We start from the raw sequence: 12,378 nt of genomic DNA on the forward strand, positions 1-12,378 counted from the left end.
GATGGGCCTCCTCGGCCGTCCTTGCGAGGGGCCCGGGAGTTAGCGCTCCCGGGCCCCGCGTACCGCGAGGACGTCGATCACGTCCGAAGGCCGGCCTCCGCATCTCACAACGCTGCCGGACTTCCTCAGCCCAGGAGTCTTCCATGCTCTCCCGCCCGCGTACAGCTGAAGCGTTTCCGCGGCCCGATGAGATCGAAACCGTCTCGCCCGCGTTCATCGAGGTTCTCAGCGGCCTACTCGCCCCGGGCGCCGCCATCGTGCGGCTTGACCGGGGAGACGGCGGTTTCCGTACGGCCAGCACCTTTGATGCTCAGGGGCAGCACGTGCCCCAGCCCCTCGCGTACCGGCAGGCTGCCGCCAGCTGGATCGTCCAGCGCGTACCCGGCCTTGACCCGCAGCTCGCCCACGAGCTGGACCTCGGCACCGGCCGACTGGTCGCCGTGGCTGCCGGTGAGCCTGCCTTCGCGGCAGCCTGACCGAGGACACCTCTCGGCAGCACGATCACTCCCGGTCCCGCAGGTCGATCGGACCTGGCGGACACCAGTGGTTCCCCCTGCCCTGAGCGGCGAGTTCCATCTCCCTAGCCCGTGAGCGGGCGACGGCCCCGCGCGTGACGCCACCGCGCATTGCCATCCGTAGCTGCAGGCGCCGCGCCCTGAACTGACCTCGGGGCGCTGGCCGCCGCGCCCAGTGAATCCCCAGGACCTCCGTGCCCAGCCGCCTTTCCCTTGCCTGCGCCACCGAAGCGCAGAGCCTGCTCGTGCCCAACCCCTCCCAGTGGATATCAACCACCTCCGGACGCATCGCGCCTGACCCGTACACATGGCTGCAAGCCGTCCACTGGGTGCGCGACAGCCAGGCCCACCGCCCGATCCGCACCCACGGTCCCCGCTTCGGCAACACCACGATCCGCACCGCTGAGCTGCTCGCCCAGCTCACCCCGTGCAGACCGGGCGTCGACTACCTCGTCCGGATGCTCCAGCTGTCCGAGCGCACCGTGCAGTACCACCTGTCCATCCTCCGGGAATCCGGCCTGCTCACCTACACCGTCAAGGGCACCCGCATACGCCAGGCCGCGGCCAGGGCAAGCGAGTTCGTCCGCACCATCCCCGCGAAGTTCGACGAGACCATCGGGCTGCGGACCACCACGTCCCGGGCCTTCATCCGCACCGTCGTCGGCGTCGTCTCCGACGAGAGCCGCCTCGCCCTCGCCCAGCTCGGCAAGAAGGCCGCGCGAACCGTGCGCCGCACCAAGCGTCGAAGCGCCAGGAAGGCCGGCATCAACTCCACTGCGAAGTCATCCCGTTGCACCCCAATGGGGGCAGGTTCTGTTACGTCTTCTCCTGCAGCACCTACCAACAATCCCTCTGAGGGCGACCTCGGGAACGGGAAAGACCAGCAGGATCGACCGGGGAAGCGGACCCGCCGGAAGCTGAACGCGGTCGGCCGGCGCCACCAGCTGGCCCTCGAACTCGTGCGGCAGGTCCCGTGGCTCAGCGGCACCCCGGTTGCCCGGGTCGCCTGGGCCGTTCGCCACCTCGCGGACGCCGGGTGGACCGCACACGAGGTCATCGCCGTCCTGGCCCAGCGGGCGCCCGCTCGCCGCGTCCACCGCCCGGTCGGCTTCCTGACCGCCCGCCTCGCCGGAGCGGAGCTGCTCTACGACACCCCGGCCAAGCGCGGCGCGATCGTCGCCTGGTGGCGCGACAGCCCGCAGGCGGCCAAGGAGCGCCACGCCGAATGGCAGGGCACCTGGCAGACCCCGCGCAGCACCGCGGTCCAGCGTCTGTTCCGGGACGCCTGGGCGAGAGCAACCCGCCGCCAGCCGCTGGTGGCCCTCGACGAGCAGCCGACCAGCGACGAGCACCGCGAGGCCTGTACCACCGCGTGGCGCCAGTACCTCACCGGAAGACCCGAACTCGTCACCTCCGCCCTGACCCTGGCGGGTCGGGGTCAGGCCGAGCAGATCTACGGGCGCGACCTCGTCGAGCGCGTCCTGCGCCTCCGCACCACCAGCAGCCACCTGAGAGCAGGAATCGCCTGATGAGCCACAACGAGAACGCCGGCATCGACCTCGCCCGCCTCGCCCTGCGCCGGGCCCGCGCCGACGCGAGCAAGCGCCCCACCGGCGCGACCAAGACCCCGACCACCAGGCGCGCTGCCGGCCCCCGGCGCGGCGGACTCGACCCCGTGGGCCTGGGAACGGCCCTGTCCGACCTGGTGACCCAGCACGCCTGGCAGGAACCGCTGGCCGGCGGCGAACTGCTCGACCTCTGGCCCGCAGCCGTCGGTGACCTCGCCGCCCACGTCACCGCCGTCAGCTTCGACCACCAGAACGGCCAGCTCGAAGTCAGCGCCGAATCCCCCGCCTACGCGACCCACGTGCGGACCCTCGCCCCGGTACTCGTCGCGAAGATCAACCAAGCACGCGGAGAAACGATCCTGCGCAGCATTCGCGTGCTGCGCGCGTACGGCACCCGGCAAGCCGAGGAACCGCGCCGGTCTGCTGGGTACCACGTAGCGACTGCCCAGGCCGCCAAGATCAAGACCCGCGAGGACGCCTCGACCGGCTACCTGCGGGCTCTGGCCCAGCTGCAGGCCAGCCGCCCGAGCGCACCTGCGGACTCTAGGACGAGCACGGCGGTCGACCGGCGGATCAGAACGCTGGCCAGAAGTCCGGAGACGGCACCCCGTCTGTCCGGCCCCCGCCCGCGCTAGCCACCGACAGGCCGGCGCGACCGCCCCCGGTTGCGCTGGCCCGCCCCTCGAACCTCCGCGCCCTGCCCGCGGACCCACCCGGAGAACCCACCCCGTGTCCACCATCACCTCGATCGCCTCCCGCCGCCGCGACAACACCTGGGTCCAGCACGCCGCCTGCGCCGGCACCGGCGTCCCTGACTCCTTCTACCCCCTGCCCGACCAGGCCGAAGAGACCCGGGCCGCCAAGGCCTTGTGCGGCAACTGCCCCGTCAGCGACGAGTGCCTCACCGAAGCGCTGGAGACCAACGACCGGTACGGGATCCGCGGCGGCCTCGTCGAGAGCGAGCGGATCGTGCTGCACCGCCTCAGCACCGTCGGCCGCTGGGAGGAAGACCGCGTCGTCGCCGCCCTCAACGGCCGCCCGGTCCACCTCTCCCGGCAGGAGAAGCACAGCGTCTGCGTGGTCGCCGCCATCCTCGACCTCGACCTGCGGATCTGGGCCCCGGTGCTCGGCGTCGGTCGCAAGCGTGCACTCACCCGAGTGCGCGAGGCCCGCGCCCAGCTCGAGAAGCAGCCTTTCCTGTTGCGGCGCGAACAGCGCATCGCCGCCGCCTTCACGCCGACGGCCACGGCGGTGGCGGCGTGAGTGAGCCGCGCACGCGACAGATGTCCGGCTGGGACGTCGCCGGAATCGGACTGCTCGGTGCGGCCGGCTTCGGCCTCTCCTACGACGCCTTGCAGCAGACGGCCGAGGCCATTCAGGTCCGCGAGCCACTGACCTACGCCTTCCCGCTGGTCGTGGACGGCTTCATCGCCTATGGCGTGCGCGCCCTCGTCCTGCTCCGCGAGGCGAAATGGACGGCTCGCCTCTACACCTGGAGCCTCTTCTCGGGAGCGACCAGCGTCTCCATCTGGGCGAACGCGCTCCACGCCATCACCCTCAACCAGCAGCGGCCCTCGCACGGCGCGTTCCACCTGCAGAGCGCCGCAGTCGGGGTACTGAGCACGCTCGCCCCACTGGGGCTGGCCGGCGCCACCCACCTCTACATCATGATCTCGCGGCACGCTCCTACCGTGCCCGACAGCGAGTTGGCGGCCCCGGAGGACGACAGCGAGATGTTGTCGGTCCAGGCGGAGCGGACCGACGAGCCGGGAAAGATTCGGTCCTGGTGGCGTACCCGCCTCCGCCGCACCCGGTCCGATGCTCCGGAACTCCACCACGCGCAGGCTCTTGCGGACCAAACACGCCTTCGGCAGGTCAGCGGTCCGTCCGGTCCGGTTCCCGCGTCGGGCTCGTCCGGTCCGGTTCCCGCGTCGGGTCGGTCCGGTCCGGTTCCCGCGTCGGGTCGGTCCGGTCCGGTTCCCGCGTCGGGCTCGTCCGGTCCGGTTCCCGTGCCGGGTCGGTCCGGTCCGGTTCCCGCGTCGGGTCCGTCCGGTCCGGTTCCCGCGTCGGGTCGGTCCGGTCCGGTTCCCGTGCCGGGTCGGTCCGGTCCGGTTCCCGCGTCGGGTCGGTCCGGTCCGGTTCCCGCGTCGGGCTCGTCCGGTCCGGTTCCCGCGTCGGGCTCGTCCGGTCCGGTTCCCGTGCCGGGTCGGTCCGGTCCGGTTCCCGCGTCGGGCTCGTCCGGTCCGGTTCCCGTGCCGGGTCCGTCCGGTCCGGTTCCCGCGTCGGGCTCGTCCGGTCCGGTTCCGACGACCGGACGGGCCCGGGTGAAGTTGGAGGTGCTGGTGCCTGTTGCCCGAAAGGCCGCCGCTCGGGCCGGCCGGACCAACCGGGAGGTTGTGGCCGCTGGACTCCGCGACGAGGGCTACTCCATCAGCAACGAGCGCATGGGCAAGTTGCTCCGGATGATCGAGGACACCGATGCCCAACCTCCTCCGACCTCCCCACCCAGCTCCGCGCGCCCATCCAACTCCGTCGCACACCAATCCCGCCCCACGCCCAACTCGCTCCCGAGGAAACGTTCATGACCAGCACCACCACACCGAAGACCACCCCCGACGCTCTGATGCGCCTCCTCCTGGAACAGCGCCTCGTCCGCACCGCCACCGCCGCCAACGACGGAAGCTGGCTCGTTCGCCGCACCGCACACGGGCCCAAGGTCGTCCTCGAAGGCCCGATCGAGGTCATGGACTACGGGCTCGGAGTGCTCCTCGACGCCAAGCTCGAACTGGAGGGAGCCGCCGTCTGATCTGGCCAAAGTTCTTGCCGCGTATCGCAGTTCGGTGCCTGACCGCTTGGCCCCTACGGCGCAGCAAGCTAGTGCCTATGCCGGGCTTACGCCCGCCCTAGGCGCTTACCCCGCCCCAAAGGGGGGCGGGGCGACCTGAGGACGAGTCGAGCGGGGGCGCTCGACTCGTCCTCAGGTCTCTGGCACCGGGGGCGCCAGAAGGAACAGATGAGGAGAAGATCACGACCGCACCGCACGCCACAGCGCCGAGCGAGCCCACCTTCCCTGAGCGTGCTGCTCGCCGACGTCACCGCGACCCGCACAGCCGAGCCCGCAAGCTGACCGTCCGCCTCAACGCCGAAGAAGAAGCCGAGATCGCCGCCGCCGCTGCCCGCCGTGCCGTGGCCGTCGGCCGCTTCCTCGCCGTCAGCGCCCTCAACGCCGCCCGATCCGTCAGCCCCGGCAACGACCCGCAAGAGCAGCTCGACCGCACGGTCGACGAACTCGCCTCCGCCCGCGCGCACCTGGCCCGCGTCGGCAACAACCTGAACCAGGTCGCCTTCCAACTCAACGCCGGCGGCCACCCGCGCCCAGGTGAACTCGAAGGGATCCTGGCCGCCGTACGCCAGGCGGTGGGCACCGTAGACCGCACCGCTGCCGCGCTCGTCGGCGGGTGAGCGGTGGTACCCGATGTCGGCAAGGAACTCGGCTCCAACACGTACGGGTTGCTGGCCTACTTGTACGGGCCCGGCAAGCGGGAAGAGCACGAGGACGCGCACCTGGTCGCTTCCTGGGACGGGTACGCCCCCGATCCCGGCCGCGATCCGGCCGCGAACCTGATGCAGCTCTCCAGCGTGCTGATGATGCGGGTCAACCAACTGGGAGCCCGCCGTCCGAAGAAGTTCGTGTGGCACTGCCCGGTCCGCACCGCTCCGGGCGACCGCCACCTCAGCGACGAGGAATGGGCCCAGGTTGCCCGCCGCCTGGTGGACGTCGCCGGCATCGCGCCCGAGGGCGACCCGGACGGATGCCGCTGGATCGCGGTGCGCCACGCGGACGACCACATCCACATCATGGCCACCACCGTCCGCGGCGACCTGAAGCGGCCACGCTTGCGCGGTGACGCCTACCGGGTCCAGGCCGAGTGCCGCAAGATCGAAAAAGAATGGGGGCTGCGGCAACTCAAGGAAGGCGACGGCACTGCCGCAGAGCGCCCGACCAGCGCCGAGCTGTACAAGACGGAGCGACTCGGCCGCCCGGAGCCCGTGCGCCTTCAGCTGCGCGACAAGGTCCGCCAGGCCGTCGCGGGCGCCGCCGACGAGGCGGAGTTCTTCGACCGGTTGGTGTCCGCCGGCCTGCTGGTGAACCGCAAGCTCGGCCCGTCCGGCGACGTGCTCGGCTACTCCGTCGCCGATCCCGACGACCGCAACGCCGCAGGTGATCCGGTCCTCTACTCCGGGTCGAAACTGGCCCCGGACCTCTCCCTGCCGCGGATCCGAAAGCGGCTGGGTGCCTCCCCGCTGGTCGACCACCGCGGCGCCGAGCGGGGAGGATCAGCCGAGGGGGCGAAGCGCACGCCCGGCTCCCGCGCGGCGCAGGCCCGGCGCGCAGCCGCAGCGGCCGTGGACGACGCCACTCGCACCATCGAAGAAGGGAGCGAAGAGGAAGCAGCAGCGCAGCTCGTCGGCGCGATCGAGATCATCGACGTGGTCGCGGTGCGAGCACCCGCCGACACCAGGGCCCAACTCATCTCTGCGGCAAGGGCATTCGAGCGGGCATCGCGCTCCCACGTGCGTGCCGAGCGAGCCGACAACCGGGCGGTGCGAGCAGCTGCCCGCGAGATGCTCAGCAGCGGCTACACCGGGAACCGGGGCGAGGACGGCGGTGTGACCGCCATGCTGTTGTCGGCCCTGATCCTGCTGGCCATCGCCTCCGCCCGGTGGCACTCCGCGCGCTCGCACGCCCAGCAGGCCGCCGCCGCCAGCGCGGCGGCCGAGCAGCTGCGGGCGGCGTACGCCACGGTGGCCGCCCGCCCGATGGCGGCCATGGCAGCCCGTGGCCGCTCGCTGCCTTCGTCGGTGCGCGAGCGCCAGGACGCGGCGATCCGGGCGAAGCTGCCCGACGCGGGTGCCGGCGAGCACGGCGGAAGCGACTGGGACGCGCTGGCCGCCACCTTGGCCGAGGCGGAGGCTGCCGGCTACGACCCGGCCGCGCTCCTGGAGGAGGCCCGGAACCGCCGCGAACTCGGCACCGCGGACTCCGTCACCGCCGTCATGGTCTGGCGCGTCCGCCGGATCGCGAAGCTGTCGGCCGCGCCCTCGGCCAAGACTGAGACGACCGGCATCCGGACCAAGGCCGCAGGTCCGGGGGCTCCGGCGCCCGCCCCCGGACGTCAGGCCCGCAACAGCCGACGGTGAACCCGCCCGGGGCCGTTCCCTCCGCAGACCTACGCGAGGGAGCGGCCCCGGGGCAGCCCCTGGCTACTCGTCCCAGCCGGTCCAGCCGTAGCTGTCCGGGCCGTCACCGTCGGGGAACATGAAGTCGGCGAGCATCGGCTCGGCGCAGTAGCACTCGCCGTTGATGCAGTCCCGCGTCCCGGCACACCTGCCCAGGTCGGGGAGCGGGGGAAGCGGCCTGGGCAGGAGGGGCCGCTGGATCCGGACCACTGCCGGGACCACCTCCCCGTCCATCCAGACCCCCGTCGCCAGCAGCTCGTAGTCGTCGGGCTGGTCCATGTCGGCACCGTCGATCGTCAAGGTCTACCTCCAGAGTTCTGCCGACGACGTGGTCGGCGTGGTTGTCGCGGAAAGGCGGGTAGGGAAGGAGGGCAGCCCCGCGCGGTGCTGCCCCTCCCGGGCCACGGCGGGTCGGCGGTGGCCAGCTGGCCGTGGCACTGGAGCCGGGTTCGGCTACAGCCGTACGAGCAGGACGGCCGAGATGATCAAGGCAGTCCGGTGGAGGGCCTGGTCGGCCAGGTGCACTCCGTTGAGTCCGCCGGAGCACAGTTCCGCGAACCCGGCGGAGCCGAGGCGGCGAAGGATCCACCGGACGGGCCAGCGCCGGTCCAAGATTGCGTGTGTGGCGAACGACCAGGCCACCGCGGTTGTCGTGCCGAGCGCGGTGACGGGGAGCGGTACGACGAGCCGGAGCGCGCCGTACAGGCCGGCCATCACGAGGTGATAGCTCACGCAGTGCGCCAGACAGGCTCCCCAACCACGGCGGGGGCTGACCCCGGCGGCGACCTCCTCCCGGCTCGGGGCACCCTTGTGCGCGGCCTGCCAGTCGGACTGGCCCAACACGTAGTCGGCCAGCACGTGGCCGACCCCGAGCACGGCCGCGACCGCTCCGAACGCTTCCGCGAGGTTGTGGTGCTCCATCAAGTCCTCCGTCCGTGGTGGGCCGGGCGCTTGTCGCACGGCCCCAGAAATGCGTGAAGGGGGCCGGCACCGAAGTGCCGGCCCCCTTCACGCCTGGGCGGGGAAGTAGTGCTGCCTGACGACAGCCTGTGCAGCAGGAAGTCGACTCAGGTCGTCTGGGGTGGTGACGGGCGCGCGCTACCACAAGATCGGCGCGATACGTCGGGCCGCCGAGCCCGGAGTCTGGCTGTCCGCCCGCCGACGGACGCGATCGATGCTCCGTCGGCGGGCGCGCCACCCAGCCGCCGACCGCCAGCAGGAGCAGCATGTCCGTCTTCCCGTACCCGGAGCCCGGCGACCGCGCCGAGCGTGCCCAGCGCCGGGCACCGCAGGGCGACCGGGACTGGCTGCTGCGCTGCTACGTATTGCGCGGCACCGATGCCCTCGCGGGTTCCGTGATCACCTATGCCGTGCCGCTGTTGGTCCTCACCCTCACCCACTCGGTGATGTGGACCGGGGCGGCGTTCCTGCTGGAGTGGCTGCCCAGGCTCGCCGCGATCGTCCTCGGCGGCCCGCTGGTGGACCGGCACAGCCCGCAGACCGCGGTCCTGACGACCAGCCTGGCGCGCGCCGGGGCTGCCCTGCTCACCCTGGTGGGGATGAGCCTGGGAGTTGGCGTGTCCGTCGTCCTTCTGTTCGGCGTGGTGGCCGGCATGCTGGCCGAGGGCAGCTTCCTCGCGGTCGAGTCGCTCGGGTCGGAAGCCAGCCGGCGAGCCGGTGCCCAGGCGCACCGGGTGCAGTCGCGATTCACCGCGATCGACCAGAGTGCCGCCCTGCTGGGCCCGCTGATCGGCGGCGCGCTGCTGCTCGCCGGTCCGGCACTCCTGTTGGCCACCGTGGCCATCCTGTCCGCCGTCACCATCACCATGGCGCTGGTGATGCGTACCCCACGCGTGCGCCTTCGGCTGGTCACCGAGCAGCGCCGTGAGCGGGCCCGCGACGCCCTGGCCGGCGGTCTGAACGGCGTGCTCGGCACGCCGGCCCTCGCCTGGCTGGTCGCCACGCTTGCCGCCGCCAACCTGCTGTCCGGCCTCCTGCAGGTGTCCACCCCGATCACCGTGACCCGGGACCTGCACCACAGCACCGCCGCCACCGGCCTGGTGTGGAGCGTCGCGGCGTGTGCCTCCCTGCTGGCCGTCCTCGCCGCGAAGCCGGCCATCGACCGGTACGGCCTGTTCCCCGTGATCCTCACCTCTTCCGTCGTCACCTGCGCAGCCGCCGCCGGTGCCGCCGTCGCGCCGACCCTCGCCACCTACACCGCGGCGGTCGCCACCCTGATGGCCGCCGAGGGCGCCGCGACGGTCGCCCTGCGCACCGCCCGCGCCCGCCTGATCCCCGCCCGGCGCTTCGGCGCGACCTTGGCGGTCTGCGTCCTGCTCGTCCTGGCCCCGCTCCCGCTGGCCGGCCTGCTGGTCGCCGTCGTCCCCGCCGGCGGGGTGCGCGCCCTTCTGTTCGCCGGTGCCGTCGCCGTCACCGTCGCCACCGCCTTCTGCCTAATCGGCCTCCACCAGCACCGCCACACCTACGAACACCCGGCCGCCGAGCCCGCCGCCCAGGACGAGGCCGACCGAGCCGAAGCAGCCTGACCCGCCCCCAACCCCTCGGAGACCGCCACCGCATGACCCTGCCCCGCACCGACGTACCCCAGGTCACCGCCCGCTGGTACGAAGATCCCGACGACGCCCCGGCCGACACCCGGCGGGCACCGCACCCCTCCCGCACCCGGGCCTGGGCGAGCGCCTGGTCGACGCTGACCACCGAGCGGATCCTGGAACACCACCACCTCCACCTGGCCGACCCTGCCACCGGGAACGCCGAGACCGTCTCCTTCTTCCTCACCACCGCGGACGGCTCCCCGTACTGGACGAGCCAGGAGACCGACGCCGGCCTCCCCCCGGTGTGGCCCGGCCGAGTCCTCTACGCCGGGAGCCCGCACGCCGAGTACAGCGGGGCCGGCACCGCGACCGCCGCGATGGCCACCGCCACCACCCGGGCCGGCCTCGACCTCGCCGCCCGGCTCGGCGCCAGCGCCCTCGTCCACCCCGGCCTGGACCAGGACCAGACCGATCGGCTGACCGCCGCCGCCCGCGCCGCCGGTGCAAGCCAGGCCCTGGACCTGGCCACCGACGTCGCCTGGACCCGCACCCTCGGACCGACCCTCGACCAGTGGTGGCAGGGCATGCCCTCCCGCCAGCGCCGCGACATCCGCCGCCGCTGGCGCCGCGGCACCGAAGCCGGCCTCGTCCTCGACCCGCTCACCACCAGCCGCGGAATCCTCGACACGGTCCCCGCCTTCGCCCCGCTGGCCGCCGGCACCGCCGACCGCCACGGCACCCGGCTCTACGGCAGCGACATGTTCGAGCAGCTGCTCGCCGTACCCGGCACCGTCCTGCTCGCCGCCCGCCACGACGGCCGCCTCGTCGGCGGGATCTACGGCTGGCTGTACGACGGCTGCCTCTACCTCTGGGCGTCCGGCCTCGACTACGACCACCCGCTCGCCCCGCTCGCCTACACCTGGCTGATGTGCGAGTCCGCCCGCTGGGCCATCGACCAGGGCGCGATCCTCATCGACGCCGGCCGCGCCAACCACCTCGCGAAGGCCCGCCTCGGCCACCGACCGCGCATCCTGCGCACCGTCGTCCACCTGATCGGCCACCAGCCCGCCACCGAACGCGCGCTGCGGCGCCTGTCCGAGCGCCTGGGCGACCAGGCCGCCCCGCACCTGCCGACGGCGGCCCGCTGGTGAACACCGCCGTGCCCGCCGACCAGCCCGCCTCGCCGCCACGAACCGGAAGGACCAGCATGACCCCCACCGACACCCCGACGAACGACATCCACGACGAGGGAGTGCTCCTGGTGCTGGGCTCGGGAGACCGGGCGTACAGGTCGTACTGCCTCGCCTCCGCCGCCAGCCGCAGCCCGCTGGTCCTGGTGAACGCCACCGACCCGACCTGGCAGCTGGACTACGTCCGCGACCACGAGGTGGCCCACCTGGGCGACCTGGAGCAGCTGCGCTGGGTGGTCGCCCGCCTCGCCGAGCGGCACACCGTCAAGGGTGTGCTGACGTGGGACGAGTACGCGCTGGTGCCGGCCGCGCAGCTCGCCGCCGACCTCGGCGTGCCCGGCCAGTCCTCGGCCACCGCCGCGGCCTGCCGCAACAAGTCCGCCTCGCGGGCAGTGTGGGCGTCGGAGGGTGTGCCATCCGCCCAGTCGATCCGGGTCACCTCCCTGGTGACCGCAGCCCGTGCGGCCCGCCGCATCGGATACCCCGTGGTCCTGAAGCCGAGCGCGCACGCGGGCAGCATCGGCGTGATCAAGGTGGAGAACCCCGACGACCTGCCCGGCTCGTTCGCCTACGCCAGCGGCCGGGCCGAGGACCAGGGCGAGGAGGGCAGCGGCATCCTCGTCGAGGAGTACCTGGCCGGCCCCGAGATCTCGGTGGAGTGCGTCACGGTGCACGGCATCACCACCGCGGTCGCCGTCACCCGCAAGGAGCTCGGGCCCGAGCCCCACTTCGAGGAGATCGGCCACGTCGTGTCCGCCGGCGATCCGCTGCTCGCTCGGGTCGGCCCGGTCGCCGAGGCGGCCCTGGACGCCCTCGGCATGAACTCCGGCGTCTCCCACGTCGAGATGCGCCTGACCGCCGACGGCCCCCGCTTGATCGAGGTCAACGGCCGCATCGGCGGAGACCTCATCGGGCACCTGGTCCGGCTCGCCACCGGCATCGACCTCGCCGCCGCGGCGGCCGACATCGCCCTCGGCCGCGAACCCGACCTCACCCCCAGCCGCTCGGCCGCCGCCGGCGTCCGCTTCCTCTACCCGGCCACCTCCGGCACCGTCCGCACCGCCCGCCCCCGTCCCGAACTGGGCAACCCCGCCTGGCTGGAGCGCCTGGTGTGGGAGTGCGAGCCGGGCTGGCAGGTCCTCCTGCCCCCGGCCGGCGACCTCGGCACCGCGCGCCTGGGCCACCTGGTGGTCACCGGCGCCGACGCCGCCCAGGTCCACGAGCACCTCGCCCACGCCGAGGGCCTGCTCGACATCGCGGTCGCCCCTGCCCCGACCGAGGGCTGACCACCTGAACGGCGGCGGGCCCG

The 12,378-nt window shown here is 72.9% G+C and carries 13 protein-coding genes; 11 read left to right on the top strand and 2 right to left on the bottom strand.

All coding sequences use genetic code 11. From position 1 onward, the window contains the following. The first annotated feature begins 143 nt into the window (after nt 1-143). The 8 genes from AB0E96_RS01205 (at nt 144) to AB0E96_RS01240 (ending at nt 7,285) form a co-directional block, all read left to right on the top strand. Nucleotides 144-476, top strand: coding sequence for a hypothetical protein (locus AB0E96_RS01205; RefSeq protein WP_359817088.1), 333 nt, complete (start codon nt 144-146; stop codon nt 474-476). A 233-nt stretch (nt 477-709) separates the two neighbouring features. After that, nucleotides 710-2,044, top strand: a complete 1,335-nt coding sequence (locus AB0E96_RS01210; protein ID WP_359817090.1) for a helix-turn-helix domain-containing protein — start codon at nt 710-712, stop codon at nt 2,042-2,044. Beyond that, nucleotides 2,044-2,718 (top strand): DUF721 domain-containing protein, encoded by a 675-nt coding sequence (locus AB0E96_RS01215; RefSeq protein WP_359817091.1) that lies wholly within the window; start codon nt 2,044-2,046, stop codon nt 2,716-2,718. The genes AB0E96_RS01210 and AB0E96_RS01215 overlap by 1 nt, the downstream gene beginning before the upstream one ends. 94 nt (nt 2,719-2,812) lie before the next feature. Then, nucleotides 2,813-3,346 carry a WhiB family transcriptional regulator gene (locus AB0E96_RS01220; RefSeq protein WP_359817093.1) on the top strand — a complete coding sequence of 178 codons (534 nt, stop codon included), beginning with the start codon at nt 2,813-2,815 and terminating at the stop codon, nt 3,344-3,346. Next, the gene (locus tag AB0E96_RS01225) at nt 3,343-4,668 is read left to right on the top strand and encodes a DUF2637 domain-containing protein (protein WP_359817095.1); all 1,326 of its coding nucleotides are present in this window, start codon (nt 3,343-3,345) and stop codon (nt 4,666-4,668) included. The genes AB0E96_RS01220 and AB0E96_RS01225 overlap by 4 nt, the downstream gene beginning before the upstream one ends. Beyond that, the gene (locus AB0E96_RS01230; protein WP_359817097.1) at nt 4,665-4,889 is read left to right on the top strand and encodes a hypothetical protein; all 225 of its coding nucleotides are present in this window, start codon (nt 4,665-4,667) and stop codon (nt 4,887-4,889) included. Before AB0E96_RS01225 ends, AB0E96_RS01230 begins: the two co-directional genes overlap by 4 nt. A 380-nt stretch (nt 4,890-5,269) precedes the next feature. After that, entirely contained in the window at nt 5,270-5,545 is a 276-nt protein-coding gene (locus AB0E96_RS01235; RefSeq protein WP_359817099.1) for a hypothetical protein, read from the top strand. A gap of 3 nt (nt 5,546-5,548) precedes the next feature. Beyond that, nucleotides 5,549-7,285, top strand: coding sequence for a mobilization protein (locus AB0E96_RS01240; protein ID WP_359817101.1), 1,737 nt, complete (start codon nt 5,549-5,551; stop codon nt 7,283-7,285). Nucleotides 7,286-7,348: 63 nt separating this feature from the next. Here the strand turns inward: AB0E96_RS01240 and AB0E96_RS01245 are convergent, their stop codons facing one another. Together AB0E96_RS01245 and AB0E96_RS01250 are read right to left on the bottom strand one after the other, a co-directional pair. Continuing rightward, the gene (locus AB0E96_RS01245; protein ID WP_359817103.1) at nt 7,349-7,624 is read right to left on the bottom strand and encodes a hypothetical protein; all 276 of its coding nucleotides are present in this window, start codon (nt 7,622-7,624) and stop codon (nt 7,349-7,351) included. Nucleotides 7,625-7,777: 153 nt separating this feature from the next. Further along, nucleotides 7,778-8,245 carry a hypothetical protein gene (locus AB0E96_RS01250; protein WP_359817105.1) on the bottom strand — a complete coding sequence of 156 codons (468 nt, stop codon included), beginning with the start codon at nt 8,243-8,245 and terminating at the stop codon, nt 7,778-7,780. Nucleotides 8,246-8,550: 305 nt separating this feature from the next. Here AB0E96_RS01250 and AB0E96_RS01255 point away from each other — a divergent pair, with 305 nt between their 5' ends. The 3 genes from AB0E96_RS01255 to AB0E96_RS01265 are packed head-to-tail and all read left to right on the top strand — an operon-like array spanning nt 8,551 to nt 12,355. Then, a complete protein-coding gene (locus AB0E96_RS01255; RefSeq protein WP_359817107.1) occupies nt 8,551-9,870 on the top strand; it encodes an MFS transporter in 1,320 nt (439 codons plus the stop codon). Nucleotides 9,871-9,902: 32 nt separating this feature from the next. Continuing rightward, a complete protein-coding gene (locus tag AB0E96_RS01260; protein WP_359817108.1) occupies nt 9,903-11,030 on the top strand; it encodes a GNAT family N-acetyltransferase in 1,128 nt (375 codons plus the stop codon). Between the two features lie 56 nt (nt 11,031-11,086). After that, the gene (locus AB0E96_RS01265; RefSeq protein WP_359817110.1) at nt 11,087-12,355 is read left to right on the top strand and encodes an ATP-grasp domain-containing protein; all 1,269 of its coding nucleotides are present in this window, start codon (nt 11,087-11,089) and stop codon (nt 12,353-12,355) included. Nucleotides 12,356-12,378: the final 23 nt, after the last annotated feature.

The organism is Kitasatospora sp. NPDC036755 (assembly GCF_040636595.1).
Taxonomy (GTDB): domain Bacteria; phylum Actinomycetota; class Actinomycetes; order Streptomycetales; family Streptomycetaceae; genus Kitasatospora.

Bases quoted from the DNA above. Each gene is read 5' to 3' on its own strand.
- AB0E96_RS01250 (WP_359817105.1), bottom strand. From the start codon at position 8,245: ATGGAGCACCACAACCTCGCGGAAGCGTTCGGAGCGGTCGCGGCCGTG.
- AB0E96_RS01215 (WP_359817091.1), top strand. From the start codon at position 2,044: ATGAGCCACAACGAGAACGCCGGCATCGACCTCGCCCGCCTCGCCCTG.
- AB0E96_RS01230 (WP_359817097.1), top strand. From the start codon at position 4,665: ATGACCAGCACCACCACACCGAAGACCACCCCCGACGCTCTGATGCGC.
- AB0E96_RS01255 (WP_359817107.1), top strand. From the start codon at position 8,551: ATGTCCGTCTTCCCGTACCCGGAGCCCGGCGACCGCGCCGAGCGTGCC.
- AB0E96_RS01265 (WP_359817110.1), top strand. From the start codon at position 11,087: ATGACCCCCACCGACACCCCGACGAACGACATCCACGACGAGGGAGTG.
- AB0E96_RS01260 (WP_359817108.1), top strand. From the start codon at position 9,903: ATGACCCTGCCCCGCACCGACGTACCCCAGGTCACCGCCCGCTGGTAC.
- AB0E96_RS01205 (WP_359817088.1), top strand. From the start codon at position 144: ATGCTCTCCCGCCCGCGTACAGCTGAAGCGTTTCCGCGGCCCGATGAG.